This window comes from Phytohabitans sp. LJ34 (assembly GCF_052068095.1).
Classification (GTDB): Bacteria; Actinomycetota; Actinomycetes; order Mycobacteriales; family Micromonosporaceae; genus Phytohabitans.
On the sequence record NZ_JBQHDG010000015.1, the window covers coordinates 17,071 to 35,526 of the forward strand.

The 18,456-nt window shown below is 71.6% G+C and carries 18 protein-coding genes; 15 read left to right on the forward strand and 3 right to left on the reverse strand.

Annotation, left to right across the window (positions count from 1 at the left end):
- Window positions 1–67 precede the first annotated feature (67 nt).
- The 8 genes from ACTMTJ_RS25505 (at window position 68) to ACTMTJ_RS25540 (ending at window position 8,842) form a co-directional block, all read left to right on the forward strand.
- The gene (locus tag ACTMTJ_RS25505) at window positions 68–2,002 is read left to right on the forward strand and encodes a TIGR03960 family B12-binding radical SAM protein (protein ID WP_441220247.1); all 1,935 of its coding nucleotides are present in this window, start codon (window positions 68–70) and stop codon (window positions 2,000–2,002) included.
- Between the two features lie 58 nt (window positions 2,003–2,060).
- Window positions 2,061–2,798, forward strand: coding sequence for a TIGR03936 family radical SAM-associated protein (locus tag ACTMTJ_RS25510; RefSeq protein ID WP_441220248.1), 738 nt, complete (start codon window positions 2,061–2,063; stop codon window positions 2,796–2,798).
- A 134-nt stretch (window positions 2,799–2,932) separates the two neighbouring features.
- The gene (locus tag ACTMTJ_RS25515; protein ID WP_441220249.1) at window positions 2,933–5,638 is read left to right on the forward strand and encodes an Rne/Rng family ribonuclease; all 2,706 of its coding nucleotides are present in this window, start codon (window positions 2,933–2,935) and stop codon (window positions 5,636–5,638) included.
- A 127-nt stretch (window positions 5,639–5,765) separates the two neighbouring features.
- A complete protein-coding gene (locus ACTMTJ_RS25520) occupies window positions 5,766–6,164 on the forward strand; it encodes a hypothetical protein (RefSeq protein ID WP_441220250.1) in 399 nt (132 codons plus the stop codon).
- A 108-nt stretch (window positions 6,165–6,272) separates the two neighbouring features.
- Window positions 6,273–6,587 carry a 50S ribosomal protein L21 gene (rplU, locus tag ACTMTJ_RS25525; RefSeq protein ID WP_441220251.1) on the forward strand — a complete coding sequence of 105 codons (315 nt, stop codon included), beginning with the start codon at window positions 6,273–6,275 and terminating at the stop codon, window positions 6,585–6,587.
- 12 nt (window positions 6,588–6,599) lie between these two features.
- Window positions 6,600–6,857: a 50S ribosomal protein L27 gene (gene rpmA / locus ACTMTJ_RS25530; protein ID WP_441220252.1), complete on the forward strand. Its 258-nt coding sequence runs from the start codon at window positions 6,600–6,602 to the stop codon at window positions 6,855–6,857.
- Window positions 6,858–6,929: 72 nt separating this feature from the next.
- A complete protein-coding gene (gene obgE / locus ACTMTJ_RS25535) occupies window positions 6,930–8,369 on the forward strand; it encodes a GTPase ObgE (protein ID WP_441220253.1) in 1,440 nt (479 codons plus the stop codon).
- 62 nt (window positions 8,370–8,431) lie between these two features.
- Window positions 8,432–8,842, forward strand: coding sequence for a GNAT family N-acetyltransferase (locus ACTMTJ_RS25540; RefSeq protein ID WP_441220254.1), 411 nt, complete (start codon window positions 8,432–8,434; stop codon window positions 8,840–8,842).
- Between the two features lie 310 nt (window positions 8,843–9,152).
- Here ACTMTJ_RS25540 and ACTMTJ_RS25545 read toward each other — a convergent pair whose 3' ends face one another.
- Window positions 9,153–10,793 (reverse strand): DHA2 family efflux MFS transporter permease subunit, encoded by a 1,641-nt coding sequence (locus ACTMTJ_RS25545; protein ID WP_441220255.1) that lies wholly within the window; start codon window positions 10,791–10,793, stop codon window positions 9,153–9,155.
- Window positions 10,794–10,821: 28 nt separating this feature from the next.
- On the reverse strand, window positions 10,822–11,799 hold the full coding sequence (trpS, locus tag ACTMTJ_RS25550; RefSeq protein WP_441220256.1) for a tryptophan--tRNA ligase: 978 nt from the start codon (window positions 11,797–11,799) through the stop codon (window positions 10,822–10,824).
- A 355-nt stretch (window positions 11,800–12,154) separates the two neighbouring features.
- On the opposite strand from trpS, the gene ACTMTJ_RS25555 reads away from it, so the two are divergent.
- Window positions 12,155–12,658 carry a helix-turn-helix transcriptional regulator gene (locus tag ACTMTJ_RS25555; protein WP_441220257.1) on the forward strand — a complete coding sequence of 168 codons (504 nt, stop codon included), beginning with the start codon at window positions 12,155–12,157 and terminating at the stop codon, window positions 12,656–12,658.
- A 9-nt stretch (window positions 12,659–12,667) separates the two neighbouring features.
- Here the strand turns inward: ACTMTJ_RS25555 and ACTMTJ_RS25560 are convergent, their stop codons facing one another.
- Window positions 12,668–12,886 (reverse strand): DUF397 domain-containing protein, encoded by a 219-nt coding sequence (locus tag ACTMTJ_RS25560; RefSeq protein ID WP_441220258.1) that lies wholly within the window; start codon window positions 12,884–12,886, stop codon window positions 12,668–12,670.
- Window positions 12,887–12,980: 94 nt separating this feature from the next.
- On the opposite strand from ACTMTJ_RS25560, the gene pepN reads away from it, so the two are divergent.
- Genes pepN through ACTMTJ_RS25590 form a run of 6 tightly spaced genes read left to right on the forward strand, consistent with a single transcriptional unit; the run spans window position 12,981 to window position 18,399 of the window.
- On the forward strand, window positions 12,981–15,434 hold the full coding sequence (gene pepN, locus ACTMTJ_RS25565; RefSeq protein ID WP_441220259.1) for an aminopeptidase N: 2,454 nt from the start codon (window positions 12,981–12,983) through the stop codon (window positions 15,432–15,434).
- A 24-nt stretch (window positions 15,435–15,458) separates the two neighbouring features.
- Window positions 15,459–16,052: a nicotinate-nucleotide adenylyltransferase gene (gene nadD / locus ACTMTJ_RS25570; protein ID WP_441220260.1), complete on the forward strand. Its 594-nt coding sequence runs from the start codon at window positions 15,459–15,461 to the stop codon at window positions 16,050–16,052.
- Window positions 16,053–16,105: 53 nt separating this feature from the next.
- Window positions 16,106–16,489: a ribosome silencing factor gene (rsfS, locus tag ACTMTJ_RS25575; RefSeq protein WP_173155653.1), complete on the forward strand. Its 384-nt coding sequence runs from the start codon at window positions 16,106–16,108 to the stop codon at window positions 16,487–16,489.
- A complete protein-coding gene (locus tag ACTMTJ_RS25580; RefSeq protein ID WP_441220261.1) occupies window positions 16,486–17,115 on the forward strand; it encodes a histidine phosphatase family protein in 630 nt (209 codons plus the stop codon). The genes rsfS and ACTMTJ_RS25580 overlap by 4 nt, the downstream gene beginning before the upstream one ends.
- Before the next feature lie 35 nt (window positions 17,116–17,150).
- On the forward strand, window positions 17,151–17,537 hold the full coding sequence (locus tag ACTMTJ_RS25585; RefSeq protein ID WP_441220262.1) for a hypothetical protein: 387 nt from the start codon (window positions 17,151–17,153) through the stop codon (window positions 17,535–17,537).
- Between the two features lie 25 nt (window positions 17,538–17,562).
- On the forward strand, window positions 17,563–18,399 hold the full coding sequence (locus tag ACTMTJ_RS25590) for a DegV family protein (RefSeq protein ID WP_441220263.1): 837 nt from the start codon (window positions 17,563–17,565) through the stop codon (window positions 18,397–18,399).
- The last annotated feature ends 57 nt before the right edge of the window (window positions 18,400–18,456 follow it).

Sequence of the window (18,456 nt, forward strand, 5' to 3'; positions counted from 1 at the left end):
CCCCGGGGAAACGTGGAGCGAAGCGGAGCGTTTTGGGGTGGACCTTGGAGCGCACCCAGGAGGTTACGTGAGCGTCCCGTCCGTCTTTCCGCAGCTGGAGCAGTTGCTGCCGCGTATCAGCAAGCCGATCCAGTACGTCGGCGGCGAGCTTGGCGCGGTCGTCAAAGACTGGGACTCGGCGACCGTGCGGTGGGCGCTGATGTACCCGGACGCGTACGAGGTGGGCCTGCCCAACCAGGGCGTCCAGATCCTGTACGAGGTGCTCAACGAGCTGCCCGACGTGCTGGCCGAGCGCACCTACGCGGTCTGGCCCGACCTCGAGCGGCTGATGCGTGAGCACGGCGTGCCGCAGTTCACGGTCGACGCGCACCGGCCGGTCGGCGCCTTCGACCTGATGGGCGTCTCGTTCGCCACCGAGCTGGGCTACACCAACCTGCTCACCGCGCTCGACCTGGCCGGCATCCCGCTCCACGCCCGTGACCGCACTATGGCCCACCCGGTGGTGGTGGCCGGCGGGCACGCGGCGTTCAACCCCGAGCCGATCGCCGACTTCGTCGACGCGGCGGTGCTCGGCGACGGCGAGGAAGCCGTCCTGGAGATCACCAAGATCGTCCGGCAGTGGAAGGTCGAGGGCTGCCCGGGCGGCCGCGACGAGCTGCTGCTGCGCCTCGCCCGCACCGAGAGCGTGTACGTGCCGCGCTTCTACGATGTCGACTACCTGCCCGACGGCCGGATCCAGCGGGTGGTGCCAAACCGGGCGGACGTGCCATTTCGGGTACACAAGCGCACGACCATGAACCTCGACGAGTGGCCCTACCCGAAAAAGCCGCTGGTCCCGCTCGCCGAGACCGTCCACGAGCGATACGCGGTGGAGATCTTCCGGGGGTGCACGCGCGGGTGCCGGTTCTGCCAGGCCGGCATGATCACGCGGCCGGTGCGCGAGCGGTCGATCACGACGGTCGGGCAGATGGTCAAGGAGGGGCTGGAGTTCTCCGGCTTCTCCGAGGTGGGGCTGCTCTCGCTCTCGTCCGCCGACCACTCCGAGATCGGCGACATCTGCTCCGGGCTCGCGCAGCAGTACGAGGGCACCAACGTCTCGCTCTCGCTCCCCTCGACCCGGGTCGACGCGTTCAACATCACGCTGGCCCAGGAGCTGTCCCGCAACGGGCGGCGCACCGGGCTCACGTTCGCCCCGGAGGGCGGCTCCGAGCGGATCCGCAAGGTGATCAACAAGATGGTGTCGGAGGAAGACCTCATCCGCACCGTCGTCACCGCGTACAGCAACGGCTGGCGCCAGGTGAAGCTCTACTTCATGTGCGGCCTGCCCACCGAGACCGACGACGACGTGCTCCAGATCGCCCGCCTCGCGCACGAGGTGATCAAGGCCGGGCGGGCCGCCACGGGTTCGAAGGACATCCGCTGCACGGTGTCGATCGGCGGGTTCGTGCCCAAGCCGCACACGCCGTTCCAGTGGGCCTCGATGTGTACCCCGGAAGTGATCGACAGCCGACTGCGAAAGCTGAAGGCCGAGATCAACTCGGACCGGTCGCTGGGCCGGGCGATCGGCTTCCGCTACCACGACGGCGAACCCTCGCTGATCGAAGGGCTGCTCTCCCGCGGTGACCGGCGCGTCGGCGCGGTCATCCGCCAGGTGTGGGAGCAGGGTGGTCGATTCGACGGGTGGAGCGAGCACTTCTCGTACCAGCGCTGGGTCGACGCGGCCGCCGCGGTGCTGCCCGCCTTCGGCGTCGACCTCGACTGGTACACGACCCGCGAGCGGGACGAGACCGAGGTGCTGCCCTGGGATCACCTCGACTCCGGCCTCGACAAAGACTGGCTCTGGCAGGACTGGCAGGATTCGCTGTCCGAGTACGAGCAGGACGACTGCCGCTGGACCCCGTGCTTCGACTGCGGCGTCTGCCCGGCGATGGACACCGAGATCCAGATCGGTCCCACCGGCCGCAAGCTGCTGCCGCTGACGCCAGTCGCCACCGCGCGCTGACCCGAGGAGCTATCCGATCAGCAGGAAACCACAGCCGGAAGGGGGCCAGGCGCCGGTCGTGCAGCGGATCCGGATCCGGTACGCCAAGCGTGGCCCGCTCCGGTTCACCTCGCACCGCGACTTCGCCCGCGCGTTCGAGCGGGCGGTACGCCGGGCCGGAGTGCCGATCGCCTTCTCGCAGGGCTTCACCCCGCACCCCAAGATCTCGTACGCCTCGGCAGCGCCGACCGGGGTGGCCAGCGAGGCGGAGTACCTGGAGATCGGCCTCCAGGCGGCGACCGACCCGGCCGTGGTCCGCGAGTCGCTCGACGCCGCCCTCTCGCCCGGCCTGGACGTGCTCGACGCGGTCGAGGCGCGGCCGGGCACCAGCCTCGCCGACCGGATCGACGCCTCGTCGTGGCGGATCGAGCTCCCCGGTGTCGCACCCGACACGCTGGGGCACGCGGTGGCCGCGTTCACGGCCGCCGAGGAGGTGCTCGTGGAGCGCCTCACAAAGCAGGGCCGCCGCACGTTCGACACGCGCGGGGCAGTGGCCGCCATCTCTGTGATCTCTCAGTCGGCGGCACCTAGCGAGGTCACGGCCGTACCGTGTGCGATACTCGACCTAGTCGTACGGCAGGTCACCCCGTCCGTACGGCCCGATGACGTTCTTGCCGGCCTCCGCGTGGTGGCCGACCTGGAGCCGCCGGTGCCCCCTCGGGCGACCCGGCTGGCGCAGGGCACGCTGACCGCGCAGGGGGCGATCGTCGATCCGTTGGAGGCGGATCGCGACGAGATACCCATCGGTGAACGCTAGCCGGCCTCCGGCCAGCGCTCAGCAGGCAGACTTCGGTGGCCAGCCCGAGAGGGCGAGCCGCCGGAAACACTTTGCGGCGACCCTGCGTGGCAGCGCTCACCCGCGCCCGGGGCCGCCAGAACTGGAGAACGCCCATGCTCGACAACGAGCCAGAGGGCGGTGACCGGACCGGTTCAGAGCCGGCCGGCGATACCGCCGAAAGCAGCACCCCTACCAAGCGCACCCGGACAACCCGGCGCAAGGCGGCCGAGCCCGCCGAGCCGGGCACGGAGGCGGCCACACCGACCCGGAGGCGGCGCAAGGCGGTCGTACCGGATGAATCGGACGCGGCGCCACAAGTCGTGGCGGAAGCCGCGCCGGTTGTCGAAGAGGCCGCCCCGGCCAAGACCACGCGTACCAGGCGGAAGAAGGCAGCCCCCGCGGCCGAGCCGCTGACCGAGCCGGCCGCCGAGGCCGTGGTTACCGAGCCGGCGGAGGTCGAGGCGCCCCCCGCCGAAGAGTCGTCGAGCCGGCGCCGCCGGGCCGCGCTGTCCGCACCGACCGTGCTCTTCATGCCGCCCGAGGTGGAGGACCAGCCGCCCGCCAAGGCCACCCGCAAGGCGCGCGCGGAGAAGGTCGTGGAGCCCGCCGCCGAGCCCGAGCCCGCCCCCGTGGCGGCCGCCACCGAGGAGGCCACCGAGACCGCCGAGCCCTCGCGCCGGCGGCGCCGCGGACGGCGTACCACCGAAACGGTGGACGCGGAGCCGGAGGTCACCGCGGAGAGCACCACCGCGGAGGCCGAGGAAGACGAGGAAGACGACGAGGACGAAGACGCCGCCGGCCGCCGCCGGCGGCGCCGTGGTCGGCGTGGCCGGGGCCGCGGGCGCGGCCCCGCCGACGACGAGGCCGACGAGGACGAGGCCGCGGCCGAGGCGGCCGACGAGGAGGACGACGAGGACGACGACGGCGAGCCGCTGACCCGCCGCCGGCGCCGGCGGCGCCGCAAGGGCTCCAGCGAGGTCGACTCGGGCGCCGACGACGGCGTGCCCACGGTCGTCAAGATCCGCGAACCGCGGCGCGGCTCCGACGAGGTGCAGGGCGTCTCCGGCTCGACCCGCCTCGAGGCCAAGCGCCAGCGCCGCCGCGACGGGCGCGAGCAGCGCCGCACCCGCCCGCCGATCCTGAGCGAGTCGGAGTTCCTGGCCCGCCGCGAGGCGGTCGACCGGGTCATGGTCGTGCGCCAGCGCGGCGACCGCACCCAGATCGCCGTGCTCGAAGACGGCGTGCTGGTCGAGCACTACGTGACCCGCGCCTCGGCCGGCACGATGGCCGGCAACGTCTACCTCGGCAAGGTGCAAAACGTCCTGCCCAGCATGGAGGCGGCCTTCGTCGACGTGGGGCGCGGGCGCAACGCCGTGCTGTACGCGGGCGAGGTCAACTGGGACGCCACCGGCCTGGAGGGGCGGGCCCGCTCGATCGAGCAGGCCCTGCGGTCCGGCGACTCGGTGCTCGTGCAGGTCACCAAGGACCCGATCGGCCACAAGGGCGCGCGCCTCACCAGCCACATCGCCCTCTCCGGGCGACACCTCGTGTACGTGCCGCACGGCAACGCCTCCGGCATCAGCCGCAAACTGCCCGACAACGAGCGCAAGCGCCTGCGTGACGTGCTCAAGAAGCTCGTGCCGGACGGCGCCGGCGTGATCGTTCGCACCGCCGCCGAGGGCGCCAGCGAAGACGAGCTGGCCCGCGACGTCAAGCGCCTCCAGGCGCAGTGGGAGGAGATCCAGGCGCGGGCCGCCGAGGGTGGCGCTCCGGCGCTGCTCTACGAGGAGCCCGACCTGGTCATCCGGGTCGTCCGCGACCTGTTCAACGAAGACTTCCGCGAGCTCGTGGTGCAGGGCGACGGCGCGTACGACATGGTCGAGTCGTACCTGCAACACGTCTCGCCCGACCTCGTCGCGCGGCTGCGGCGGCACGCCGGTGCGGTCGACGTCTTCGCCGAAAAGCGGATCGACGAGCAGATCCTCAAGGGGCTCGACCGCAAGGTGTTCCTGCCCTCCGGCGGCCACCTGGTCATCGACCGCACCGAGGCGATGACGGTCATCGACGTCAACACCGGCAAGTACACCGGCGCGGGCGGCAACCTCGAGGAGACCGTCACCCGCAACAACCTGGAGGCGGCCGAGGAGATCGTGCGCCAGCTGCGGCTGCGCGACCTGGGCGGCATCGTCGTGATCGACTTCATCGACATGGTGCTGGAGTCCAACCGCGAGCTCGTGCTGCGCCGCCTCACCGAATGCCTCGGGCGCGACCGCACCAAGCACCAGGTCACCGAGATCACCTCGCTCGGCCTCGTGCAGATGACCCGCAAGCGGATCGGCGCGGGGCTGCTGGAGGCGTTCAGCGAGACCTGCGAGCACTGCAAGGGTCGTGGGCTGATCATCCACACCGAGCCGGTGCCGGTGAAGAACCCCTCGGGCTCGTCCAACTCCGGGGCCGGCGACAAGGTCAAGGCGGTCGCGGCGGCGCCGCGCACCGAGCCGCCGGCCAACGGCGCCTCGGGCGTGACCAGCGGGCGCCGGCGGGGTCGCAAGGGCGCCGCCACCTCCGTCTCGGCCGAGCCGGTCGAGGCGGCGCCGGCTTTCGACGAGGACGAGACGATGGGGTACGACCTGTCGCGCTACGAAACCGCGTTGGAGGAGGACGTGCCGGTGGTGACCGAGGCGGTCGAGCCGTTGCGCCTGGCCGGCCCGGACGACCCCGACGCGTTCGACGAGGAAGACGACGCCGAGGAGGCCGGCGGCTCGGGTGGCCGGCGGCGCACCCGGCGCGGTGGTGCCCGGCGGCGTACCCGCCCGTAGGCTCTGCCCCATGGGTCGATCCCCTCTGCTGGCGGTCGTAGTCGCACTCGTATTGGCGGGGGCGGGGTGTTCGGCTGATCGGCCGGACGCCTCGCCATCCGCGTCGGCCTCGGGTGGCGGTGCTTCCGTGGCGCCGGACCCGACGCCGGCCGCGACCGGCGGCTCCCCGGACGTGACCGAGACCGGGCCGGCCGCCGGCAACGCCAAGCAGGTGTGCGCCGACGCGCTGGCGGCCAGTGGCAAGGGGGTCACGACGTTCCTGGCCGAGCTGGGCAAGATGCTCAAGGCGGCCGGGGAGGGCGACGGCAAGGCCGAGTACGAGGCCCGGCAGAAGGCCGAGGCGGCACTCGCCACGTGGTCCAACGCGATGAAGGAGCAGGCGGCCAAGGCCACCGACGGGCGGCTGCGGACGGTGCTCACCGAGATCGGCAACGAGGTCGGCACGATGCGCGCCGACATCGACAGCGTCAACAGTGCCAAGCTCGACCAGCTCCAGCAGCGCCTCGACACCTTGTGCGCCAGCTGATTTGGTCCGGCGCGGGTGGGTGACGTATTCTTGCCGGTGGCGCACGTTGAGTGCGCCCGGTTTTTGTGCCCGTAAATCATCCGCTTAGCGACAGGGAGTCCGCGTCCGATGTACGCGATCGTCAAGACCGGCGGCAAGCAGTACAAGGTCGCCGAGGGCGACGTGATCGAGGTCGAGAAGCTCGTCGGCGAGCCCGGCGATGCGGTGACGCTCCCCGCGCTGCTCCTCGTCGACGGTGACGACCTGGTCACCGACGCGGCCAAGCTGGCGAAGGTCTCGGTCTCCGCCGAGATCGCCGCCCACACCAAGGGCCCGAAGATCCGGATCCACAAGTTCAAGAACAAGACCGGTTACCACAAGCGCCAGGGCCACCGTCAGCCGCTGACCCAGGTCAAGGTGACCGGCATCTCGAGCGGGAAGTAAGGACGAGGCGACATGGCTCACAAAAAGGGTGCCTCCAGCTCGCGCAACGGTCGCGACTCGGAGGCAAAGCGCCTCGGCGTGAAGCGTTTCGGCGGGCAGGTCGTCAGCGCGGGTGAGATTCTGATCCGCCAGCGCGGCACCAAGTTCCACCCCGGCGACCTGGTCGGCCGCGGCGGCGACGACACGCTCTTCGCGCTGGCGGCGGGTTCGGTCCAGTTCGGCACCAAGCGCGGGCGCAAGACCGTCAGCATCGTGCCGGTGCAGCAGTAACAGCGTCAGCTTCCGAAGCGGGCCGGGCTGGTGTCCGGCCCGCTTCGTCGTGTTTGTTGAAAGGATAGGGACGTGGCGACCTTCGTCGACCGGGTCACGCTGCACCTCCAGGCGGGTGACGGTGGGCACGGTTGCGTCTCCATCCACCGGGAGAAGTTCAAGCCGTTCGGCGGTCCTGACGGCGGCGACGGCGGGCACGGCGGCAGCGTGTCGTTCGTCGTCGACCCGCAGGTGCACACGCTGCTCGACTTCCACTTCCGGCCGCACGTCAAGGCGGAAAACGGCAAGGGCGGGCAGGGCTCCAACCGTGACGGCGCCAAGGGTGCCGACCTGGTGTTGAAGGTGCCGGACGGCACGGTGGTGCAGACCACGGGCGGCGAGACGATCGCCGACCTGGTCGGCGCCGGCACGACGATCGAGATCGCGCGCGGCGGCCGGGGCGGGCGGGGCAACGCGGCGCTCGCCAGCTCCCGCCGCAAGGCGCCGGGCTTCGCGGAGCTTGGCGAGCCCGGCGACCGGCTCGACGTGGTGCTGGAGCTGAAGAGCGTCGCCGACGTCGGCTTGGTCGGCTTTCCGTCGGCGGGCAAGTCGTCGCTGATCTCCGTGATCTCCGCGGCCAAACCCAAGATCGCCGACTACCCGTTCACCACGCTCGTGCCCAACCTCGGCGTGGTGCGGGTGGACGACAGCACGTTCACCATCGCCGACGTGCCAGGGCTTATCCCGGGCGCGGCGACGGGCAAGGGCCTCGGGCTCGAGTTCCTGCGCCACATCGAGCGGTGCGCCGTGCTCGTGCACGTGGTCGATGCCGCCACGCTGGAGCCGGGCCGTGACCCGCTCAGCGACATCGACGCGATCGAGGCGGAGCTCGCCGAGTACGGAGGGCTCGCCGACCGCCCCCGCCTGGTGGTGCTCAACAAGATCGACGTGCCGGACGCCCGCGACCTCGCCGAGATCACCCGCCCCGACATCGAGGCGCGCGGGCTGCCCGTCTACGAGGTGAGCACGGCGACGCGCGAGGGGCTCAAGGAGCTGACGTACGCGCTGGCCGGCCTGGTGCGGCAGGCCCGTGAGCTGGCGCCCGCGCCCGAGCCGACCCGCATCGTGATCCGCCCGACGGCGGTCGACGACGCCGGGTTCACGGTCACCGAGGAGGACGGGGCGTACGTCGTACGCGGCCCGCGGCCCGAGCGGTGGGTGCGGCAGACCAACTTCGACAACGACGAGGCGGTGGGCTTCCTCGCCGACCGGCTGGAGCGGCTCGGCGTCGAGGAAGCGCTGGCCAAGGCCGGCGCCGAGCCTGGCGACCTGGTGCGGATCGGCGCGCGGGAGTTCGACTGGCAGCCGACCGCCGGGGCCTACACGTCCGGCCCGCGGGGCACCGACATCCGGCTGGAGGAGCCCTCGACCCGGGCCACCGCGGCGGAGCGCCTGGCCGCGCACCAGGCCCGCCAGCCCCAACGCGACCCGACCAGCGGCGCCGTTTTGGAGTCGGACTCCACGGACGAATAGTGTCCGTATCCGGTCCACATGCACGAAACCTGTCGGAAATCGCGTCCGGCTACTTTGGACTGGTGTTGATAGAAGCCCGCCCCGTCGATGACGCCGAGTTGGGCACATTGATTACGGCGTTGCAGCGGGAGCTCCGCGAGGCCGGCGGCGGGCTGGATCCCACGTTCGGAGACGGTGCCCAGCATCTCGTCGGCGTGGTCGACGGGCGGGCCGTGGCATGCGGCGCGCTCCAGCCTCTCGACAAGCAGGTCGGCGCCATCCGCCGGATGTACGTGCGGCCCGCCTTCCGGGGCCGGGGCATCGCGCGCCAGATGCTCGCCGCCCTGGAGGAGATGGCCCTCGACGCGGGGCACGTGGTGCTGCGCCTGGAGGCGGCTGTTTACCTTCCGGCCGCTTTGGCGCTGCTCCGCTCGGCCGGCTACGGCGAGACGCCCGCGCACGGCTTCGAAAAGCGCATCCTCGTCGCCGCCTGACCCCGCCGGCCGCCCGGCCCCGATGGCGTGCGGGCTCAGGGACGGGGGTCACCGGACACGAGTGTCCGTGGCGAAAACATGCCCCTCCAGGGGCCAAAAATCGCCACGGACGTACAGCCGCCCTCCGCTGTTGGGCGCGCACACCTCGCCGGCCCGGAGGGCCGGCGCAGCCGGCGGGGTGAGCGTGAGCAACAGCGGACGGGTGAGGCCGCGGGAGCAGCGGTCTGGGGCCACGACGGACATCGCGGTAGCTCACATCTTCGGGATTGGGCTTCGGGGTCACGAAGGCAGAAGCCGCCGGGAAGGAGCGTCAGCCGCCGACCGCGGCCGGCGCGGTGTCCTGCTCGCGCTCGGCGGCGCGGGCGCGGCGGCGGATGAGGAGGCAGGAGAGTGCCGCCGTGGCGAGGATCACCAGCGGGAGGATCAGCGTCAGCCGCATCGCGTGGGTGAAGCCGTCCCGGAAAGCCCTCTCCGCGGCCCCGGCGATCACCTGCCGCACCTGGTCGGGAAGGCCGGGCGGCAGCGGCACGCCGGTCTGCCCCGCGCCGACGTGCAGGCTGCCCGTGCTGGCGTTGCTGAAACCGTCGACGAACTGGTCGCGGTACCGCTGGGGCAGCGTCCCGGCCTCGTTTCGGGCGGCCTGGGGCAGGTCGGTCGCCAGCCGGGCTTGCAGCAGCGCGCCGACGGCCGCCGAGCCGATCACGCCGCCGAGCTGGCGGCTGGTGTTGATCAGGCCGGAGGCGGCGCCGGCGACCTGCGGCGCGATGTCGCGCATCGCGATCGTCTGGAGCGGCGCGAAGGTCATGCCGAGGCCGACGCCGGCGACGAGCAGGCCGGGCAGCAGGCTCCACTGCCCGGCGTCGGCCCGGGCCAGCCAGACCACCAGCCCCATGCCGACCGACCACAGCGTGAGCCCGGTGAACAGGATCCACTTGCCGCCCATCCGGTCGGCGGCGCGCCCGGCGAACGGGGCGATCACCATCGAGAGCAGCGACATCGGCGCCACCGCGACGCCGGCTTGCAGCGCGCTCAGCCCGATCACCGACTGGAGGTAGATGACCAGGGGCAGGAAGAGCCCGAGCATGCCGAACGCGATGGCGCCGACAACCCAGTTCATCAGCGAGAAGTTTCGGTCCGAGAAGATCGAGAAGGGGACGAGCGGCTCCTGCGCCCGGGTCATGTACTGGTGGACGAAGAAGGCCACCATCACCAGCACGCCGGCGCCGATCACCTCCGGGATCGTGATCGGCCCCCACACGTCGCCCCAGTGGTGTGACTCGCCCTCGATCAGCCCGTAGGTGATGAGGAAAAGCCCGACCGTGGCCAGCAGGGTGCCGGTCCAGTCGAGCCGGTGGCGGCGGTTGAGCTTGAGGTTTGGCATCACGACCGCGGCGAGGGCGATGGTGACCGCGCCGACCGGCACGTTGACGAAGAAGATCCACTCCCAGCCCCAGTCGGTGACCAGGTAGCCGCCGAGCGTCGGGCCGGTGACCGTCGCGACGCCGGCCACGCCGCCCCAGATGCCGAACGCGGCGCCGCGCTTTTCCGGCGGGAAGATCACCGTGATCACCGAGAGCGTCTGCGGGGTGAGCAGCGCGCCGCCCACGCCCTGTACGACGCGGGCGGCCACGAGCTGCCCCGGGCTGGTGGCGAACCCGCACGCGGCCGAGGCCAGCGTGAACACCACCAGGCCGACGATGAACAGCTGCTTGGGGCCATACAGGTCACCGAGCCGGCCGGCGGTGATCAGGAGGATGGCGTAGACCAGCACGTAGGCGTTGACGATCCACAGGATCTGGTCGAGCGACGCGTCGAGGCTGGCGCTCATGTCCGGGATCGCGATGTTGACGATCGTGGTGTCGAGCAAGATCATGAAGAAGCCGAGGCAGAGCGTGGCGAGGACCAGCCAGGGGCTGTGCTGCCGTTCAGCGGCGTCCTGAGACTTGCTCATGGCCCATGCGTACCCCATCTCGGCGGCGTCACGCGATCAATCCCACTGCCTTGCGCGCCCGGTGCACCGTGTCGGCGGTCACCTCCCGGGCCCGCTCCGCGCCGTCGGCGAGCACCCTCCGCACGTACCCCGGATCGCGCGAGAGCTCGGTGAAACGGGCCTGGACCGGCCGGACGGTGGCTACCACGGCCTCGGCGGCGGCGCGCTTGAGCGCGCCGTACGACGTGAAGCCGGACGCGAGCGCGGCGGGTGACCCGCCCGCGCAGCCGGCGAGGATCTCCAGCAGGTTTGCCACGCCCGGCCTGGCATCGGGCTCGTAGCTGACCGTGTCACCCGAATCGGTGACCGCCCGCATCACCTTTCGCTCGATCACCTCAGGCGGGTCGAGCACGAAGAGCGTGCCCGCCGCACCCCTGGACTTGCTCATCTTCGCGCTCGGGTCCGACAGATCCATCACCCGCGCGGCGACCTCGGGTTTCACCGCGCGTGGCACCACGAACGTCTGTCCATAGTGGGTGTTGAACCGGGTCGCCACGTCGCGCGCCAGCTCCACGTGCTGGCGCTGGTCGTCGCCGACCGGCACCTCCGCCGTGTCGTGCAGCAGGATGTCGGCCGCCATCAGCACGGGATACGTGAGCAGGCTCAGCCGGGTGCTCCGCCCCCGCCCGCGCTCCTTGAACTGGATCATGCGATGCGCCTCGCCGTAGCGGGTGGCGCACTCCAGCAGGTAGTGCAGCTCGGTGTGTTCGGGCACCTGGGATTGCAGGTAGAAGAGGCTCCGGTCCGGGTCGACGCCGGCGGCGAGCAGCAGCGTCGCCACCTCGAGCGTGAGCTGGCGCAGCTCGCCCGGATCGTGGGGCATGGTCATCGCGTGCAGGTCGGCCACGAAGGTCACCGGTCGCGTCCGCCGCTGCGCGGCGACGACCGGACGGACGGCGCCGAGCAGGTTGCCGAGGTGGAGGTGGCCGGTGGGCTGGAAACCGGTGAGGGTCGCGGTGGTCGTCATGACGAGCTCCTTTTCTGGGTACTGGAGCCGCCCTTCTCCGGGCACGCGAAACGGCCGCCCGGAGGGGCGGCCGTCGAGTGTCTGGGTCTGCGTGAACGCGTGTGGGCCGCCCGTCAGGCGGTCCACCAGCCGAGGTGCCGGAGCGTCGTACGCATGTCGTCAACAGTAGCAGGGGGCCAGGTGCTGGCCCCTGTGTTGGCTCCTCCGGTGGGGCGTGGGGGTGGGCTTTGCTGGTGGTCGGTTCGAAGGGGCATGGCCGGGCCGCGACGGGCCCGGATAGCAGCCGGGCGCCCGTCTCGGCTCGACCAGGCCCGCGCACCCAGGCCGTGGTGGCCGGAAATTCCGGAGGTGGGTTGTGGCGCTTCAGGAGTTCGTGCTCGTGGTGGCGGGCGTGCCGGGTAAGGCCGTCCTGCGGTCGTGCGAGGGGCTCGCCCCGGCACCGGGCTTCCGTGAGGGCGTCGGCGCGGTGGTGGTCCGGCGGCACGCGCCCGGCCTGGCGGAGGCGGTCACGGCGGCCGTGCGCGACGTCGAGTCGGCCGGGCTGCGCCCGGTGCGGGTGGCCGCCGGCGACTGGGTCACGCTCGCCGACGTCGCGGCCCGGATCGGGCGGTCCCGCGAGATCGTGCGGCTGTGGTCGGTCGGGCGGCAGGGCCCGGGTGGCTTTCCGCCGCCGCTCAACCCGGGGTGCGAGACGTCGTTCTACAGCTGGGCCGAGATCGTGCAGTGGCTGCGCCGCCGGATGGGATACGAGCTGCCCGACGAGGAGCCGGTGCTCGTCGCGATGAACCTCGCGCTCCAGCTGCGCCGGCTCGCGCCCCGGATCAGCGGCATGCACGCGGTGCGCGAGCTCGTGGGATGAGCGCGGCCGTCAGTCGATGTCAAACTCGCCGTCCTGGGCGCCGCCCACGAAAGCGTCCCACTCGTCCTTGGTGAAGACCAGCACCGGGCCGTCCGGCTCACCCGCGTTGCGCAGTCCGATGAGGTCGTCGACGAAGGCGACCTCGACCGCGCTCTCCGACTCGTCGCCCTTGGCCCGCTGCCACACCGCCCGGCTCAGGTCGAAATCACCCTTGGGGTGCTGGGCCATCGCGTACTCCTTTGTCCTGGCCCTCGCTGCGCTCGTCGCGCGAGGGCGGTTCGCGAGGAAGGCTATACCGCGCGTGATCGGGCAGGATGAGCGGATGCGAAGCCTCACCCGGGCCGAGGCGGCCGAGCGAGCAGAGCTGCTCACCGTCGAGTCGTACACCGTGGAGCTGGACGTGACCGGCGGTCCAGAGCGGTTCCACTCCGTCGTGACGGTGCGGTTCCGCGCGGCTCGGGCGGGCGCCTCGACGTTCGCCGAGATCAGGCCGGCCGAGCTGCGATCGGCGCGGCTCAACGGCACCGCGCTCGACATAGCCACGCTCGACGGCAACAGGCTGACGCTGCCCGGGCTCGCCGAGGCCAACGAGCTGGTGGTCGAGGCCGAGATGGCGTATTCCAACACCGGCGAAGGGCTGCACCGCTTCGTCGATCCGGCCGACGGCGAGACCTACCTGTACGCGATGTCCTTCCTGGACGCCGCACAGCGGATCTTCGCCTGCTTCGACCAGCCCGACCTCAAGGCGCCGCTCACCCTCTCCGTGCGCGCGCCGGAGGGCTGGCTCGTGGCGGCAAACGGGGCGAGCGACGGCGCCGGGCGGTTCGTGACCACGCCGCCGCTGGCCACCTACTTCATGTCGCTGATCGCCGGGCCTTACCACGCGCGCCACGACGAGCATGACGGCATCCCGCTCGGGCTCTTCTGCCGGCGTTCGCTCGCGGCCCACCTCGACAAGGACGCCGAAGAGATCTTCGCGATCACCAAGGCGTGCTTCGACCGGTTTCACGAGCTCTTCGGGGTGCGCTACCCGTTCGGCAAGTACGACCAGGCGTTCGTGCCGGAGTTCAACGCGGGCGCGATGGAAAACCCGGGCCTGGTGACGTTCCGCGACGATTACCTCTTCCGCTCGGCGGTGACCGACGGCGACCGCGAGTGGCGCGCCGTGGTGATCGCGCACGAGATGGCACACCAGTGGTTCGGCGACCTGGTGACCATGCGGTGGTGGGACGATCTCTGGCTCAACGAGTCCTTCGCGGAGTACCTCGGGGTGCGGGTGACCGCCGAGTCGACCCGCTTCGACCGGGCGTGGACCACGTTCGGCCTGCGGCGCAAGGCTTCCGGCTACGCCGCCGACCAGCGCCCGTCCACCCATCCGGTGGCGCCGGAGGACGTCGTCGACGCGGCGCACGCGCTGCTCAACTTCGACGGCATCTCGTACGCCAAGGGCGCCTCGGTGCTCCGCCAGCTTGTCGCCTCGCTGGGCGACGAGGCGTTCTTCGCCGGCCTGCGGGCGCACTTCGCCGCCCACCGGTTCGGCAACGCGACGCTCGCCGACCTGCTCGCCGCGCTCTCCGCGGCCAGCGGTCGCGACCTGAGCGGCTGGGCCGACGTGTGGCTGCGGCGGTCGGGCGTCGACACGCTGCGCATCGACGTGGCCACTGTGGATGGTCGATACCAGAGCGTCCACATCGCACAGACGGGCGCGCCCCGGCCACACCGGGTGGGCCTCGGCGTGTACGACGGATCGGTGCTGCGCCGGGTGGTGCCCGTCGACGTCGCGGGCGAGCGCACCTCCGTGGCCGAGCTGGCCGGCGAGCCGGTGGCCGATCTGCTGCTCGTCAACTCCGGCGACCTGACGTTCGCCAAGGTGCGCCTCGACGCCGCGTCGGGCGCCGCGGCCACGCGGATCCTGCCGGGGCTCGACGACTCGCTCGACCGTGCCGTGCTGTGGTCCACCGTCGTCGACTCGGTACGCGACGGCGAAAGCTCACCCGCCGACCTCGTCGCGCTCGTGGTGACCGCGCTGCCGCTGGAGACCGAGCCCGTGGTGGTCGAAGGGGTGCTGGGCATGGCTCGTGACCTGCTCGACCGCTACCTCGATCCGGTGCCGCGGGAGATCGCGCTCCAGCCGGTGGCGATGGCCTGCGACCGGCTGCTCACCAGCGCGCCGCCCGGCGGGTCGCTCCAGCTCGCCGCGGCGCGTGGGCTGATCGAGGCGAGCACCGACGCGCGCCGCCTCGCCGGCTGGCTCAAGCGCAAGGGCGTGCCCGAGGGGCTGCGGATCGACACCGACCTGCGGTGGGCCCTGTGCTACCGGCTGGTGGTGCTTGGCGCGGCCGGTCCCGACAAGATCGACGCGGAGCTGGCCGCCGACCACAGCGCGACCGGTGAGCAGTGGGCCGCGCGGTGCCGTGCCGCACTGCCCGACGCGGCCGCCAAGGAGCGGGCCTGGCGGGTCATCGCCGAAGAGACCGCGCTCTCCAACCGGCTCGTCGAGGCGCACGCCGAGGGCTTCTGGCATCCGGAGCAGGCCGACCTCACCCAGTCCTATGTGGAGCGTTACTTCGCCGACATGCCGGCCGCCGCGCGGCGGCGTACCCCATGGGTCGCCGACGCGGTCGCCAAGCGCGCGTTTCCCCGTTACGCCGTGGCGGCGTCCACCCGGAAAGCGGCCGCGGCGCTGCTGGCCCGCGACGACCTGGAGCCGGGACTCCGCCGGGTGGTGATCGACGCCGACGACGACCTGCGTCGCGCCCTCGCCGCCCGCGGCTGACCGACCGCGCTTACGATTTCGGCCATGGCGGACGATACGCGGCGGATCGGCATCATGGGTGGCACATTCGACCCGATCCACCACGGGCACCTCGTGGCGGCGAGCGAGGTGGCCAACCGGTTTTCGCTCGACGAGGTGGTCTTCGTGCCCACCGGCGAGCCGTGGCAGAAGGCGGACGTCGCGGTGAGCCCCGCCGAAGACCGCTACCTCATGACGGTGATCGCCACCGCCTCCAACCCGCAGTTTCACGTCAGCCGCGTCGACATCGACCGCGATGGCCCCACCTACACCGTTGACACCCTCCGTGACCTGCGTGCCGAGTACGGCCCCAAGGCCCAGCTCTACTTCATCACCGGGGCCGACGCGCTTCAGAAGATGCTGTCCTGGAAAGACACCGACCAGATGTTCGAGATGGCGCACTTCATCGGGGTCACGCGGCCCGGGTTCGCGCTCTCCGACGACCACCTGCCCGCCGACACGGTCAGCCTGGTGCAGGTGCCGGCCATGGCCATCTCGTCGACCGACTGCCGGGCGCGCGTCGCGATGGGCAAGCCGGTCTGGTACCTCGTGCCCGACGGTGTGGTGCAGTACATCGCCAAGAGGCGCCTTTACAGATGATTTGTCGCCTTTACCGCTGCGCGGTACGAGAGCCGGTGTGAGAGGCTAGTCGGGTGAGTGCATCCGAGCGCGCCCGTGAGATGGCGCTGAGCGCCGCCCAGGCCGCCGCCGACAAGAAGGCGCAGGACATCGTCATCATCGACGTGGCCGAGCAGATGGTCATCACCGACGCCTTCGTGCTCGCCTCCGCGCCCAACGAGCGGCAGGTCCAGGCGATCGTGGACGCGATCGAGGAGGCTCTCGTCAGCCTCCCGGAAAAGGCCAAGCCGGTGCGGCGTGAGGGCGAGCGGTCCGGGCGCTGGGTCCTGCTCGACTACGTCGACATCGTGGTGCACGTGCAGCACACCGAGGAGCGCGAGTTCTACGCCCTCGACCGGTTGTGGAAGGACTGCCCGACGATCCCGTTCGTGGATCGCGCCCTGGTAGAGGCGGAATGACCCGTCTGATCGTCTGGCGCCACGGCAATACCGACTGGAACGCGACAGATCGCGTCCAAGGCCAGACGGACACTCCTCTCAATGACCTCGGTCGTGAGCAGGCGGAGTCGGCCGCGCCGCTGCTGGCCGGCTTTCACCCCGACGCGATCGTGGCGAGCGACCTGCGGCGGGCCGCCGACACCGCCGCCGCGCTGGCCGCGCTGACCGGCCTGCCGGTGCGCACCGACGCGCGGCTGCGCGAGCGTTCGTACGGCAAGTGGCAGGGCCTCACGATGGCCGAGGTGGCCGAGCGTTTCCCGACCGAGCACGCCCGCTGGCGGGCCGGTGAGCAGCCACAGGGCTGCGACGTGGAGACCCTCGACGACCTGGGCAAACGGGTGGGGCAGGCGCTCCAGGAGGCGGCCGACCAGGTGCCCGGCGGCACGGTGGTCGTGGCCACCCACGGCGGGGCGGCGCGGCAGGGGTGCGGCTTTCTGCTCGGCTGGTCGAGCGAGGTGCTGCGCCGGGTCGGACCGTTGCAAAACTGCCACTGGACCGAGCTCGGCCATGACCACGTGCGCGGGTGGTGGCTGCGCGCCCACAACACCGGGCCGTCCGCGCACCGCCCGACTCCGTCTCCCGTCTGAGGAACCACGTGCGGTCGGGCAGCGTCGCATCTGACATGGGTATTCGCCGGGCTCTCGCCGTTCTCGTAGTGGCCGCCGCGTTGCTCGGCGGCTGTGCCGGCACCGACTCGGACGATCCCGGAGGAGGAGGCACGGTGAGCCCGTCCGCTAGCCCGTCCTTTCCCGAAGACCTGCCGACGCCCACTCCGTCGGGCAAGCGCTCGGGCGGCACGACGATCGAGATCAGCGGCACGGTCGTGCAGGGCGTCGAGATGGGGTGCCGGTTGATCGACCAGTACCTGCTGATGCCCGGCCCCGGGATCAACCGCGACGACCTGCGGATCGGCGCCACCCTCACGGTCCGTGGGCAGGTGCGGAAGGACATGATGTCCACGTGCCAGCAGGGGACGCCGTTCGAGGTCACCGAGATCGTGTCGCGTTGACCATCTGATCCGCTACGGTGCCCGCATGCGCGTCGCGGTTGTCACCGATTCCACCGCGTACCTTCCCGCCGGGCACGACGTCACGGTCGTCCCGCTCACCGTCGTGATCAACGGGGTCGAGGGCCGCGAGGGCCTGGACGCCACGCCCGCCGAGGTGGCCCGGGCACTGGGCGCGCGGCGGGTCGCCGTGACGACCTCGCGGCCGTCGCCGGAGCTGTTCGTCTCCGCGTACCGCCGCTTGCTCGACGCGGGCGCCCCGGGCGTCGTCTCGGTGCACCTCTCCGCCGCACTGTCCGGCACGGTCGAGTCCGCCACCCTCGCCGCGGCCGAGGTGGGCGAGCGCGTCGCGGTCGTCGACGCACGATCGACGGGCATGGGCCTGGGCTTCCCGGTGCTCGCGGCCGCCGCGGCCGCCGCCGAGGGCGCCGACCTGGATGGGGTACGCCGCGCGGCCGCCGACGCCATCGACCGCACCACCACGCTGCTGTACGTCGACACGCTTGAGTTCATCCGCCGCAGTGGCCGCATCGGGCCCGCCTCGGCGCTGCTCGGCACCGCGCTGTCGGTCAAGCCGATCCTGCACGTCTCGGACGGCGCGATCGTGCTCCGCGACAAGGTTCGCACGGCCAGCCGCGGCCTGGCCCGCCTGGTCGACCTGGCGGTGGAGACGGCCGGAGAGTCCGATGTGGACGCCGCGGTGCACCACCTTGGCGCCGGCGACCGTGCGGCGGCGCTGGCCGACGCGCTGAGCGAGCGGCTTGGGGAGCGCCTCCACGAGCGGTACGTGACGGAGGTGGGCGCCGTCGTCGCCGCCCACGTGGGCCCCGGCTTGCTCGGCATCGTCATCCATCGCGGCGGCTAGGGCTTTGCTCATAGCACGTTCGGCGTTGATCAGGCGCTTTTCCACAACCGGGCTCGT

What these genes read in the sequence shown, in the direction of transcription:
- ACTMTJ_RS25545 (WP_441220255.1), bottom strand. Translation starts at nt 10,793, where the DNA reads ATGAGCAAGTCTCAGGACGCCGCTGAACGGCAGCACAGCCCCTGGCTG.
- ACTMTJ_RS25585 (WP_441220262.1), top strand. Translation starts at nt 17,151, where the DNA reads ATGGGTATTCGCCGGGCTCTCGCCGTTCTCGTAGTGGCCGCCGCGTTG.
- ACTMTJ_RS25590 (WP_441220263.1), top strand. Translation starts at nt 17,563, where the DNA reads ATGCGCGTCGCGGTTGTCACCGATTCCACCGCGTACCTTCCCGCCGGG.
- nadD (WP_441220260.1), top strand. Translation starts at nt 15,459, where the DNA reads ATGGCGGACGATACGCGGCGGATCGGCATCATGGGTGGCACATTCGAC.
- ACTMTJ_RS25580 (WP_441220261.1), top strand. Translation starts at nt 16,486, where the DNA reads ATGACCCGTCTGATCGTCTGGCGCCACGGCAATACCGACTGGAACGCG.
- ACTMTJ_RS25515 (WP_441220249.1), top strand. Translation starts at nt 2,933, where the DNA reads ATGCTCGACAACGAGCCAGAGGGCGGTGACCGGACCGGTTCAGAGCCG.
- rpmA (WP_441220252.1), top strand. Translation starts at nt 6,600, where the DNA reads ATGGCTCACAAAAAGGGTGCCTCCAGCTCGCGCAACGGTCGCGACTCG.
- pepN (WP_441220259.1), top strand. Translation starts at nt 12,981, where the DNA reads ATGCGAAGCCTCACCCGGGCCGAGGCGGCCGAGCGAGCAGAGCTGCTC.
- ACTMTJ_RS25560 (WP_441220258.1), bottom strand. Translation starts at nt 12,886, where the DNA reads ATGGCCCAGCACCCCAAGGGTGATTTCGACCTGAGCCGGGCGGTGTGG.
- trpS (WP_441220256.1), bottom strand. Translation starts at nt 11,799, where the DNA reads ATGACGACCACCGCGACCCTCACCGGTTTCCAGCCCACCGGCCACCTC.
- rplU (WP_441220251.1), top strand. Translation starts at nt 6,273, where the DNA reads ATGTACGCGATCGTCAAGACCGGCGGCAAGCAGTACAAGGTCGCCGAG.